Here is a 12,896-nt window from a genome sequence, read left to right on the forward strand (position 1 = left end):
TGACTCCATAGACAGATAGGAAAGCCGATCGATGCCCCAGGTGGATCCCGAACTCTTCGACCGCGGCCAGTTCCAGGCCGAACTGGCGCTGAAGGCAAGCCCCATCGCCGCCTTCAAGAAGGCTATCCGCCAGGCCCGCGACGTGCTCGATGAGCGCTTTCGCAGCGGCCGGGACATTCGCCGGCTGATCGAGGACCGCGCCTGGTTCGTCGACAACATCCTGCAAAAGGCCTGGGAACAGTTCAGCTGGAGTGAAGACGCCGACATCGCCCTGGTAGCGGTCGGCGGCTACGGTCGCGGCGAGTTGCACCCCTACTCCGACATCGACCTGCTGATCCTGCTGGACAGCGCCGATCATGAGATCTTTCGCGATTCCATCGAGCGTTTTCTGACGCTGTTGTGGGACATCGGCCTGGAAGTCGGCCAGAGCGTGCGCTCGGTGGACGAGTGCGCCGAGGAGGCGCGCGCCGACCTCACCGTGATCACCAACCTGATGGAGAGCCGCACCATCGCCGGGCCAGAACGCCTGCGCCAGCGCATGCTGGAGGTGACCAGCACCGCGCATATGTGGCCGAGCAAGGAGTTCTTCCTGGCCAAGCGTGCCGAGCAAAAAGCCCGGCACCACAAGTACAACGACACTGAATACAACCTTGAGCCCAACGTCAAAGGCTCGCCGGGCGGGTTGCGTGACATCCAGACCATCCTGTGGGTTGCCCGTCGCCAGTACGGCACCCTTAACCTGCGCGCCCTGGCTGGCGAGGGCTTTCTGGTCGAAAGCGAAAATGCCCTGTTGGCCTCATCCCAGGAGTTTCTGTGGAAAGTGCGTTATGCCCTGCACATGCTCGCCGGGCGTTCCGAAGACCGCCTGCTGTTCGACCATCAGCGCTCCATCGCCACCTTGCTGGGCTTTGAAGGCGAAGACGCAAAAACCAGCATCGAAAGCTTCATGCAGCAGTATTACCGCGTGGTCATGAGCATTGCCCAGCTCAGCGACCTGATCATCCAGCACTTCGAAGAAGTGATTCTGGCGCCGGAAGACGAAGCACCGCCGCAGCCGATCAATTCGCGCTTCCAACTGCACGACGGCTATATCGAGGCGCGCAACGACAATGTGTTCCGGCGCACGCCGTTCGCCATGCTGGAAATCTTCGTGCTGATGGCCCAGCAGCCGGAAATCAAAGGCGTGCGCGCCGACACTATCCGTCTGCTGCGGGAAAACCGTCACCTGATCGACGACGACTTTCGCAACGACATCCGCAACACCAGCCTGTTTATCGAGCTGTTCAAGTGCAAGATCGGCATCCACCGCAACCTGCGGCGCATGAACCGTTACGGCATCCTCGGCCGCTACCTGCCGGAGTTCGGCTTTATTGTCGGGCAGATGCAGCACGACCTGTTCCACATCTATACCGTCGACGCCCACACCCTCAACTTGATCAAACACCTGCGTAAGTTGCAGTACACCCAGGTGTCAGAGAAATTCCCGTTGGCCAGCAAGCTCATGGCCAAGCTGCCCAAGCCCGAGCTGATCTACCTGGCCGGCCTGTACCACGACATCGGCAAAGGCCGGCATGGCGATCACTCCGAAGTGGGCGCGGTCGATGCCGAAGCCTTCTGCCAGCGCCACCAACTGCCGCTGTGGGACAGCCGCCTGATCGTGTGGCTGGTGCAGAACCACCTGGTGATGTCGACCACCGCGCAGCGCAAGGACCTGTCCGACCCGCAGGTGATCCACGATTTTGCCGGGATCGTCGGCGATGAAACCCGCCTCGACTATCTCTACGTGCTGACCGTCTCCGACATCAACGCCACCAACCCGACGCTGTGGAACTCCTGGCGTGCCAGCCTGTTGCGCCAGCTCTACACCGAGACCAAGCGCGCGCTGCGCCGTGGCCTGGAAAACCCGGTGGACCGCGAAGAGCAGATCCGCCGCACCCAAAGCGCGGCCCTGGATATTCTCGTGCGCGGCGGCAACGACCCGGATGACGTCGAGCAGCTGTGGTCGCAACTGGGTGATGACTACTTCCTGCGCCACACCGCCGGCGACGTGGCCTGGCACAGTGACGCGATCCTGCAACAGCCGGCCGACGGCGGCCCACTGGTGCTGATCAAGGAAACCACCCAACGCGAGTTCGAGGGCGGCACGCAGATCTTCATCTACGCGCCGGACCAGCATGACTTCTTCGCCGTGACCGTGGCCGCCATGGACCAGCTCAACCTGAACATCCATGACGCGCGGGTTATCACCTCCAGCAGCCAGTTCACCCTCGACACCTACATTGTGCTCGACACCGACGGTGACTCGATCGGCGACAACCCGGCCCGTGTGAAAAAGATCCGCGAAGGCCTTACCGAGGCTCTGCGCAACCCGGACGACTACCCGACCATCATCCAGCGTCGGGTACCGCGCCAGCTCAAACACTTTGCCTTTGCGCCCCAGGTGACCATTTCCAATGACGCCCAGCGCCCGGTGACGGTGCTGGAACTCAGCGCACCGGACCGCCCGGGCTTGCTGGCGCGCATTGGCGGGATTTTCCTGGAGTTCGACCTGTCGTTGCAGAACGCCAAGATTGCGACCCTGGGGGAACGCGTAGAAGACGTGTTCTTTATTACCGACGCCGACAACCAGCCGCTGTCCGATCCGCAGCTGTGCCTGCGGTTGCAGGAAGCAATCGTGCAGCAATTGAGCGTGAGCCAGGAACCGGGTGTCGAGCTGACCAGACTGACCATTTGATTTTTAACATTGTGGACACGATTCATGTGGGAGCTGGCTTGCCTGCGATGCAGACACCTTGGTCTATCAGACAGACCACAGTGATGCCATCGCAGCCAAGCCAGCTCCCACAGAGTGCGTGCTGACCGTAAGAGGCTTACATGAACAACGCCCTGAACCAGCTGCAGCCCTACCCATTCGAGAAACTGCGCGCCCTGCTCGGCAGCGTCACACCGAACCCGGATAAACGCCCGATCGCGCTGTCCATCGGCGAGCCGAAGCACAAATCCCCGGCCTTCGTGGCCAAGGCCCTGGCGGATAACCTCGACCAGATGGCGGTTTACCCGACCACCCTGGGCATCCCGGCCCTGCGCGAGGCCATCGGCGCCTGGTGCGAGCGGCGCTTTAACGTGCCCAAAGGCTGGCTGGATCCGGCGCGTAACATTTTGCCGGTCAATGGCACCCGCGAGGCGTTGTTTGCCTTCACCCAGACCGTGGTCAACCGCGCTGACGATGCACTGGTGGTCAGCCCGAACCCGTTCTATCAGATCTACGAGGGAGCAGCGTTCCTGGCCGGGGCCAAGCCGCATTACCTGGCGTGCCTGGACAGCAACGGTTTCAACCCGGACTTCGACGCCGTGTCGCCAGACATCTGGAAACGTTGCCAGATCCTGTTCCTGTGCTCCCCAGGCAACCCGACCGGCGCGCTGATCCCGGTCGAGACCCTGAAAAAACTCATCGCCCTGGCCGACGAATACGACTTCGTGATCGCCGCCGACGAGTGCTACAGCGAGCTGTACTTCGACGAACAGACCCCGCCGCCGGGCTTGCTCAGCGCCTGCGTGGAACTGGGCCGCCAGGATTTCAAACGTTGCGTGGTGTTCCACAGCCTGTCCAAACGCTCCAACCTGCCGGGCCTGCGTTCAGGTTTCGTGGCCGGCGACGCCGATATCCTCAAGGCCTTCCTGCTGTACCGCACCTACCACGGCTGCGCGATGCCGGTGCAAACCCAGCTGGCGAGTATTGCGGCCTGGCAGGATGAGGCCCACGTGCTGGCCAACCGTGATAAGTATCGGGAGAAATTCGACGCCGTGCTGGCGATCCTCAAGCCGGTGCTGGACGTGCAAAGCCCGGATGGCGGCTTCTACTTGTGGCCGAATGTGAAGGGAGACGACGCCGCCTTCTGCCGCGACTTATTCGTAGAAGAACACGTGACCGTCGTGCCGGGCTCGTACCTGTCACGCGAAGTCGACGGCTTTAACCCTGGCGCCGGGCGCGTACGCCTGGCGCTGGTGGCGCCGTTGGCGGAGTGTGTGGAAGCGGCGGAGCGGATTCGGGACTTCGTCAACCGTCGTCGGTAAGCACCGCCCGGGTCACTTCACGTGACCCAGATTCGCCTCACTCATATCCAGATCCGCCAACACCTCGCGCAAAACGTCATCACCGATCTGGTGATGGCGGCTCAAGCTATACAACTCCAAGCGCTGCGCGCGCAGGGCCTTGAGGCGCAATTTACGCTCAAGCAAGTCCATCTGGTGCGCCAGCGCCTGGGCTTCGGCTGAATCGTTGAATACTTCCAACTGATGACGATATTCCGACATCAGGCGCGCCTTTAGCTCGGTCGCAAGTGCTGCCTGGGCGGCGTCTGGGGTTTCGGTTTCGGCAGGCTCGTCCGCTTCCAGCGCATGGATGGCGGCCACGGCGGTCTTTTTCCACGCCTCGCGCACTTCGTTATGGCGCTTTTCATCCGGGCTCTGTTCGATGCCACGCAGCAGCAATGGCAAGGCGATACAGGCGGCGACCAGCGACAACAGGATCACGCCAGCGGCGATGAAAATCAGCAGATCGCGCTCCGGGAAATCCTGGCCCGGCGCCAGCAGCAGAGGCACCGACATCACACCCGCCAAGGTGACAGCACCGCGCACGCCGCCAACAGTCAACAGCCAGCAGGAACGGGCAGTCGGCACCAATGTCAGCTCGCTTTTACCGCGAATACGCCGCAGTAAACCCGAAAGCCGCCAGATGCTTTGCACCCAGATAAAGCGCAACACCACCAGCACCAGGAAAATCGCAACCACATCCAGGCAGCGATACAGCAAGGTTGGCCACAGTGTCGGCTCGTGACTGACCACGGCCTTTATGATGTCCGGCAGTTGCAGGCCCAGTAGCAAAAAGATCAGGCCATTAAACGCAAACTCCAGCAGCGACCAGACACTGCGGTTGAGCAGGCGCGTACTGGTCTGGCGTGGCAGCAAGTCGAGCCAGCTTTGCATCATGCCCGCCGCCACCGCCGACAGAATGCCCGATGCCCCCAGGCGCTCGGCCAGCACATAGGCTGCGAACGGCAGCAGTAACATAAACACCACGTGGGTGGCCGGGTCGTCCCAGCCACGGGCAATCATCCAGGCACGTAAACGGCCGACCAACCAGCTCAGCGCCACGCCTACCGCGAGGCCGCCCACCGCTACCAGCACAAAAGTCAGGCTGGCATCGGCCAGGGAAAACACGCCGGTCAACGCCGCCGCCAGGGCGAACTTGAAGGTCACCAGGCCCGAGGCATCATTCATCAATGCCTCGCCTTGCAGCATATGCATCAAAGGTTTTGGCAGGCGATTTTGGGAAATGGCCGACACCGCTACGGCGTCAGTCGGGGACAATACGGCCGCCAAGGCGAAGGCCACCGGCAACGGGATCGTAGGCAATATCCAATGGATGAAGTAACCGGCACCGACCACGGTAAACAACACCAGCCCCACCGCCAACGTCAGGATCGGGCCTCTGAGTCGCCACAATTCGCGCTTGGGCATGCGCCAGCCATCGGAGAACAGCAACGGCGGCAGGAACAGAAACAGGAACAGCTCCGGGTCCAGCGCCACGTGCAGCCCCAGCGTCGGCCAGGCCAGCAAGGCCCCGGCGGCGATCTGCACCAAGGGCAACGGCAGGGGAATAATGCGCCCGACAAGGCGCGAAACGCTGACCAGCATCAGCAGGATAAGAACGGTGTAGGCGGTTTGCATAACGCGGGGTTCCCGGACAATCGACTTGCTATGACACCGATCTGGCAACAACGGGCCGTTGAAGTGCCATATTAAACGGCTATGTTACCCGCTCGGCTGCGCAACTGCTTTTGCACATAAGTCGCACTGAAGCATCGGCAAGTATGACGAGCGGCACCCAAACCCGCTGGTCGTGGCATAATCCGTGACCTTTAACTTTCGTACGTCCAAAGGGGGGCAATTCCTTGACCGCTTCAAGCAAAACCTTGCACCTTTTCGGCATCAAAGCCTGCGACACCATGAAAAAGGCGCGCACCTGGCTCGATGAGCACGCGGTGAACTATGAGTTCCACGACTACAAAACGGCCGGTATCGACCGCGAACACTTGACCCAATGGTGCAATGAGCACGGTTGGCAGGTGGTTTTGAACCGTGCAGGCACCACCTTTCGCAAACTCGAAGACGAACGCAAAGCCGATCTCGATCAGTCGAAAGCCATTGAATTGATGCTCGCACAACCCTCGATGATCAAGCGCCCGGTGCTCGATCTCGGAGACAGAACCCTGATTGGCTTCAAGCCAGATAGTTATTCGGCGGCCCTCAAGTAGGCCAGCCTTCCATTTTTGTAGAGGTAACAGCATGTCCTATTCCCTGTTCAGCCTGGGCTTCGGCGTCGGCACTCAGAACCGCCAAGGTACTTGGCTGGAAGTGTTTTACGCACAGCCGCTGCTCAACCCGTCGGCCGAGATCGTTGATGCCATCGCGCCGATCCTTGGTTACACCGAAGGCAACCAGGCCATTACCTTCACCGTGAGCCAGGCGCTGCAACTGGCTGACGCGCTCAAAGGGGTCGACACGGCCCAGGCCGCGTTGCTCAGCCGCCTGGCTGAAAGCCACACACCGCTGGTCGCCACGCTGTTGGCCGAAGACGCCGCGCTCACCTCCACGCCTGAGGCCTACCTCAAGCTGCATCTGCTGTCCCACCGCCTGGTCAAGCCCCACGGCTTGAGCCTGGCCGGTGTGTTCCCGCAGTTGCCGAACGTGGCATGGACCAGCCAGGGCGCAATCGACATCAACGAATTGGCCGAGCGCCAGCTGGAAGCACGCCTGCGTGGCGAGCTGCTGGAAGTGATCTCGGTGGACAAGTTCCCGAAAATGACTGACTACGTAGTGCCATCCGGTGTGCGTATCGCGGATGCCGCGCGCATCCGCCTGGGCGCCTACGTGGGCGAAGGCACCACCGTGATGCACGAAGGTTTCGTCAACTTCAACGGCGGCACCGAAGGCCCTGGCATGATCGAAGGCCGTGTATCGGCAGGTGTATTCGTCGGCAAGGGTTCGGACCTGGGCGGCGGTTGCTCTACCATGGGCACCCTGTCGGGTGGCGGCAACATCGTGATCAAGGTTGGCGAAGGCTGCCTGATCGGCGCCAACGCCGGTATCGGTATCCCGTTGGGCGACCGCAATACCGTGGAATCGGGCCTGTACGTGACTGCCGGCACCAAGGTTGCCCTGCTCGACGAGCACAACCAACTGGTCAAAGTGGTCAAGGCGCGCGAACTGGCCGGCCAGTCGGACCTGCTGTTCCGCCGCAATTCCCAGACCGGTGCCGTGGAGTGCAAAACCCACAAATCGGCGATCGAACTGAACGAAGCGCTGCACGCTCACAACTAAGCAGCCACTCGATGCCACTAGCGGGCCCCAAACCTGGGGCTCGCTTATACGAGTCTTAAGACCATGCTTGTGCCCTCTCCCTGGCGTGCCGATTTCCCGGCCATCGCCACCCTGCAACGGCAAGACCAGACCTACCTGGACAACGCCGCCACCACGCAAAAACCCCAAGCCCTGTTGGATGCCATCAGCCATTACTACGCCAATGGCGCAGCCAATGTGCACCGTGCCCAGCATTTGCCGGGTGCCCATGCGACTCAGGCGTTTGAAGACAGTCGCAGCAAGGTCGCGCAGTGGTTGAACGCAGGTGATAACGGGCAGATCGTGTTTACCCACGGCGCGACGTCTGCGCTGAACCTCTTGGCCTATGGCCTTGAGCACTTATTCAATGCGGGCGATGAGATTGTCATCAGCGCCCTGGAACACCACGCCAACCTGCTGCCCTGGCAGCAACTGGCCAAGCGTCGCGCGCTGACGCTGGTGGTATTGCCCCTAGGCGATGATGGCGTGATTGACCTGCAGGCCGCCGCCGAATTGATCGGCCCGCGCACGCGCTTGCTGGCAGTGAGCCAGCTGTCCAACGTACTCGGCGCCTGGCAACCCTTGCATGCCTTGCTGCCAATGGCCAAGGCCCACGGTGCATTGACCGTGGTCGATGGCGCCCAAGGCATTGTCCACGGTCGCCACGACGTACAGGCGCTGGGTTGCGACTTCTACGTGTTTTCCAGCCATAAGCTCTACGGCCCGGACGGCGTCGGCGTGCTGTATGGCCGCAACGAAGCGCTGCATCACCTGCGCCATTGGCAGTTCGGCGGCGAGATGGTGCAGCAGGCCGAGTATCAGAGTGCGAGCTTTCGCCCTGCCCCGCTGGGTTTCGAAGCGGGCACGCCGCCGATTGCGAGTGTGATCGGCCTGGGCGCCACGCTGGATTACCTGAACTCACTGGACCAGCCGGCTGTGGTCGCCCATGAAGCGGCCCTGCATGACTACCTGCTGCGCGGCCTGAAAGCGCGCAATGGCGTGCGCGTACTCGGCTCGCCACAGGTGGCACTGGCCAGTTTCGTCGTGGACGGCGTGCATAACGCCGACCTGGCTCACCTGCTCACCGAGCAAGGTATTGCCGTGCGGGCCGGACACCACTGCGCAATGCCGTTGCTCAAAGCCATGCACCTGTCCGGGGCGATCCGTGTGTCCCTGGCGCTGTACAACGATTCCGATGACCTGGAACGCTTCTTTGAAGCGCTGGATCAGGCGCTGGATATGTTGCGATGAGCTTGCCTGTGGATGCCGTCAGCGCGCTTGAGTCGTTTCAGGCAGTCGGCAGTTGGGAGCAGCGCGCCCGCATGCTGATGCAATGGGGCGAGCGGCTGCCGGCGTTGGCGGATGACGAAAAGGTCGAGGCTAACCTCGTGCAGGGCTGTGAAAGCCTGGTGTGGTTGGTCGGCCGTTTGCAGGATGGTCATTGGCAATTTGCCGCCAGCAGCGATGCGCGAATGATCCGAGGGTTGGTGGCGTTGCTGCTGGCACGGGTCAATGGGTTGTCGGCAAGTGAGTTGCAGGCGGTTGACCTGCCGGACTGGTTCGCTCAGTTGGGCCTATCGCGACAGCTATCGCCGTCGCGCAGTAACGGCTTGAATGCGGTACTGCAGCGCATGCGCGAATTAAGCCGTACACAACACTAAATGTGGGAGCGGGCTTGCTCGCGAATGCGGTGGTTCAGTCAATGATGTATCGACTGACACTACGCTTTCGCGAGCAAGCCCGCTCCCACATTTGGATCTATGCTCGGCAGTGAGATTCAGGCGGATTTAACCCGCTCCGACGGCCTGCGCACCCCGGCCACAATCTTGTCCACCGCCTTGGTCGCCGCCACCATGCCAAACGTGGCCGTGACCATCATCACCGCGCCAAACCCACCGGCACAATCCAGCTTCACGCCGTCACCGACAAAACTCTTCTGCAAACATATGCTGCCGTCCGGCTTGGGATAGCGCAGTTGCTCGGTAGAGAACACACATGGCACGCTGTAATGGCGGGTCACGGTGCGCGAAAAACCGTAGTCGCGGCGCAAGGTCGAGCGCACTTTCGAGGCCAGCGGGTCGTTGAAGGTGCGGTTCAAGTCGCAGACCTGGATCAGCGTCGGGTCGATCTGCCCGCCGGCGCCGCCGGTGGTGATGATCTGGATCTTGCGGCGCTTGCACCAGGCGATCAGCGCGGCCTTGGCGTTGACGGCGTCGATGCAGTCGATCACGCAATCGATATTCGGTGTGATGTACTCGGCCATGGTGTCACGGGTCACGAAGTCCGCCACCGCGTGCACCGTGCAGCTCGGGTTGATGCCGCGCAGGCGTTCAGCCATCACTTCGACCTTGGGCTTGCCCACGGTGCTGTCCAGGGCGTGCAACTGGCGGTTGCTGTTACTGACGCAGACATCGTCCAGGTCAAACAGCGAAATCTCGCCCACGCCGCACCGGGCAATTGCTTCCGCCGCCCAGGAGCCCACGCCGCCGACGCCGACGATCGCCACATGGGCCGCTTTCAAGCGTTCCAGGCCTTCAATGCCATACAAGCGGGCGACGCCTGCAAACCGTGGATCTTCTGTGCTCATGACCATTACCCCAAAAACCGGCGCGCATTATGGACTACGCAGCGACAAGTTCGAAGCTTCCAGCTACAAGTAAAGAACTTAGAGGGTCTTTCGCTGACTAACGTCCGGCTTTTCTCTGTCTGCTGTACGCTCAGTTAAAGGCCGGTGTAGGATGCGCGCCGTTCGGCGTAGGCCGACACCTCTTTTCGTTCCACACCCTTTGGAACCCGAAATAGCCATGTCATCGCGTAAATTTGGACTCAACCTGGTGGTGGTGCTGGCAATTGCCGCGCTCTTCACCGGCTTCTGGGCGCTGATCAACCGCCCGGTCACCACCCCCAACTGGCCTGAACAGATCTCCGGGTTCTCCTACTCGCCGTTCCAACAAGGCCAATTCCCGCAGAAAGACCAGTACCCCACCGACGACCAGATGCGCCAGGACTTGGCGATCATGAGCAAGCTGACGGACAACATCCGTACTTACTCGGTCGACGGCACCCTGGGCGATATCCCCAAACTTGCCGAAGAGTTCGGCCTGCGCGTGACCCTGGGGATCTGGATCAGCCCGGACCAGGAACGCAACGAGCGTGAAATCCAGCGCGCCATCGAGATCGCCAATAACTCGCGCAGCGTTGTGCGCGTGGTAGTCGGTAACGAGGCGTTGTTCCGTGAGGAAATCACCCCAGAGGCGCTGATCGTGCTGCTGGACCGTGTGCGCGCCGCCGTGAAAGTACCGGTGACCACCTCCGAGCAATGGCACATCTGGGAAAAGAACCCGCAACTGGCCAAGCACGTCGACCTGATCGCCGCGCACATCCTGCCGTTCTGGGAGTTCATCCCGATGGACAAGGCCGGCCAGTACGTACTGGACCGTGCCCGGGACCTGAAAAAGCTGTTCCCGAAAAAACCGCTGCTGCTCTCGGAAGTGGGCTGGCCGAGCAACGGCCGTATGCGCGGTGGCAATGAAACCTCGCCGGCAGACCAGGCGATTTACCTGCGTACGCTGGTCAACAAGCTCAACCGCCAGGGTTACAACTACTTCGTAATCGAGGCCTTCGACCAGCCTTGGAAAGTCAGTGACGAAGGTTCGGCCGGCGCCTATTGGGGCGTGTACAACGCCGCACGCCAGCAGAAATTCAACTTTGAAGGCCCGGTCGTCGCCATCCCGCAATGGCGCGTGCTGGCCATCGGCTCGGTGGTGCTGGCGCTGCTGTCGCTGACCCTGCTGATGATCGACGGCTCGGCCCTGCGCCAGCGTGGCCGCACCTTCCTGACCTTTATCGCGTTCCTGTGCGGTTCGGTATTGGTCTGGATCGGCTACGACTACAGCCAGCAATACAGCACCTGGTTCAGTGTGACGGTTGGCATCTTGCTGGCCCTTGGCGCGTTGGGCGTGTTTATCGTATTGCTCACCGAAGCCCACGAACTGGCGGAAGCGGTGTGGACCCATAAGCGCCGACGTGAATTCCTGCCGGTGGAAGGCGATTCGCACTACCGCCCGAAAGTCTCGATCCATGTGCCGTGCTACAACGAGCCGCCGGAGATGGTCAAACAGACCCTCGACGCCCTGGCCGCCCTCGATTACCCGGACTTCGAAGTCCTGATCATCGATAACAACACCAAGGACCCGGCCGTCTGGGAGCCGGTGCGCGACTACTGCGAAACCCTCGGCCCGCGTTTCAAGTTCTTCCACGTCTCGCCCCTGGCCGGTTTCAAGGGTGGCGCGCTGAATTACCTGATCCCGCACACCGCCAACGATGCCGAAGTGATCGCGGTGATCGACTCGGACTACTGCGTGTCGCCCAACTGGCTCAAGCACATGGTGCCGCACTTCGCCGACCCGAAAATCGCCGTGGTGCAGTCGCCACAGGACTACCGCGACCAGAACGAAAGCACCTTCAAGAAGCTCTGCTACGCCGAATACAAAGGCTTCTTCCATATCGGCATGGTCACCCGTAACGACCGTGACGCGATCATCCAGCACGGCACCATGACCATGACCCGTCGCTCGGTGCTCGAAGAGCTCGGCTGGGCCGACTGGTGCATCTGTGAAGATGCCGAACTCGGCCTGCGCGTATTCGAGAAAGGCCTGTCGGCGGCGTATTACCACGACAGTTACGGCAAGGGCTTGATGCCGGATACCTTTATCGACTTCAAGAAACAGCGTTTCCGCTGGGCCTACGGCGCGATCCAGATCATCAAGCGCCACACCGCCAGCCTGTTGCGCGGCAAGGGCACCGAGCTGACCCGTGGCCAGCGTTACCACTTCCTCGCGGGCTGGTTGCCGTGGGTGGCGGATGGCATGAACATTTTCTTCACCGTCGGCGCCCTGTTGTGGTCGGCGGCGATGATCATCGTGCCAACCCGTGTTGACCCGCCGCTGCTGATTTTCGCGATCCCGCCGTTGGCGTTGTTTGTGTTCAAGGTCGGCAAGATCATCTTCCTCTACCGCCGAGCGGTGGGTGTGAACCTCAAAGACGCGTTCTGCGCGGCGTTGGCCGGGTTGGCGTTGTCGCACACCATCGCCAAGGCGGTGCTGTATGGCTTCTTCACCACCAGTATTCCGTTCTTTCGCACACCGAAAAATGCCGATAACCACGGCTTCTGGGTGGCGATTTCCGAAGCCCGCGAAGAGATGTTCATCATGCTGCTGTTGTGGGGCGCCGCACTGGGGATTTACCTGGTGCAGGGCCTGCCAAGCAATGACATACGCTTCTGGGTGGTGATGCTGCTGGTGCAATCGCTGCCGTATGTGGCGGCGCTGATCATGGCGTTCCTGTCGTCGCTGCCAAAACCTGCACCTAAGGTTGAGCCGGCAACGGCTGAGTAAAAACTTGCGCAATGCACTAAACGGCGGCCTCTGGCCGCCGTTTTGCTATAAGATAACGGCCGTTTTGTTGGATCAGGCAAGCCAGCTCCCACATTAGAT

9 protein-coding genes are annotated in these 12,896 nt (G+C 61.2%); 7 read left to right on the top strand and 2 right to left on the bottom strand.

The window, feature by feature from the left end:
* The first annotated feature begins 31 nt into the window (after nt 1–31).
* Together FFI16_RS19980 and dapC are read left to right on the top strand one after the other, a co-directional pair.
* On the top strand, nt 32–2,734 hold the full coding sequence (locus FFI16_RS19980; RefSeq protein ID WP_138816459.1) for a [protein-PII] uridylyltransferase: 2,703 nt from the start codon (nt 32–34) through the stop codon (nt 2,732–2,734).
* Nucleotides 2,735–2,874: 140 nt separating this feature from the next.
* Entirely contained in the window at nt 2,875–4,074 is a 1,200-nt protein-coding gene (gene dapC, locus FFI16_RS19985; RefSeq protein WP_138816460.1) for a succinyldiaminopimelate transaminase, read from the top strand.
* 12 nt (nt 4,075–4,086) lie between these two features.
* Here dapC and FFI16_RS19990 read toward each other — a convergent pair whose 3' ends face one another.
* Nucleotides 4,087–5,730, bottom strand: coding sequence for a Na+/H+ antiporter (locus tag FFI16_RS19990; RefSeq protein ID WP_138816461.1), 1,644 nt, complete (start codon nt 5,728–5,730; stop codon nt 4,087–4,089).
* Nucleotides 5,731–5,954: 224 nt separating this feature from the next.
* Here FFI16_RS19990 and FFI16_RS19995 point away from each other — a divergent pair, with 224 nt between their 5' ends.
* The 4 genes from FFI16_RS19995 to FFI16_RS20010 all read left to right on the top strand — a co-directional run bounded on the left by FFI16_RS19995 (nt 5,955) and on the right by FFI16_RS20010 (nt 9,062).
* On the top strand, nt 5,955–6,317 hold the full coding sequence (locus FFI16_RS19995) for an ArsC family reductase (RefSeq protein WP_122675984.1): 363 nt from the start codon (nt 5,955–5,957) through the stop codon (nt 6,315–6,317).
* Nucleotides 6,318–6,348: 31 nt separating this feature from the next.
* Nucleotides 6,349–7,383, top strand: a complete 1,035-nt coding sequence (gene dapD / locus FFI16_RS20000) for a 2,3,4,5-tetrahydropyridine-2,6-dicarboxylate N-succinyltransferase (RefSeq protein ID WP_138816462.1) — start codon at nt 6,349–6,351, stop codon at nt 7,381–7,383.
* Between the two features lie 63 nt (nt 7,384–7,446).
* Nucleotides 7,447–8,652, top strand: coding sequence for an aminotransferase class V-fold PLP-dependent enzyme (locus tag FFI16_RS20005; RefSeq protein ID WP_138816463.1), 1,206 nt, complete (start codon nt 7,447–7,449; stop codon nt 8,650–8,652).
* Nucleotides 8,649–9,062 carry a SufE family protein gene (locus FFI16_RS20010; RefSeq protein ID WP_138816464.1) on the top strand — a complete coding sequence of 138 codons (414 nt, stop codon included), beginning with the start codon at nt 8,649–8,651 and terminating at the stop codon, nt 9,060–9,062. The genes FFI16_RS20005 and FFI16_RS20010 overlap by 4 nt, the downstream gene beginning before the upstream one ends.
* Before the next feature lie 116 nt (nt 9,063–9,178).
* Here FFI16_RS20010 and tcdA read toward each other — a convergent pair whose 3' ends face one another.
* Nucleotides 9,179–9,988, bottom strand: a complete 810-nt coding sequence (gene tcdA, locus FFI16_RS20015; protein WP_138816465.1) for a tRNA cyclic N6-threonylcarbamoyladenosine(37) synthase TcdA — start codon at nt 9,986–9,988, stop codon at nt 9,179–9,181.
* Between the two features lie 217 nt (nt 9,989–10,205).
* Between tcdA and FFI16_RS20020 the strand changes: the two genes are divergently transcribed.
* Nucleotides 10,206–12,797 (top strand): glycosyltransferase, encoded by a 2,592-nt coding sequence (locus tag FFI16_RS20020; protein ID WP_138816466.1) that lies wholly within the window; start codon nt 10,206–10,208, stop codon nt 12,795–12,797.
* Nucleotides 12,798–12,896: the final 99 nt, after the last annotated feature.

This window comes from Pseudomonas sp. KBS0710, from assembly GCF_005938045.2.
Taxonomy (GTDB): domain Bacteria; phylum Pseudomonadota; class Gammaproteobacteria; order Pseudomonadales; family Pseudomonadaceae; genus Aquipseudomonas.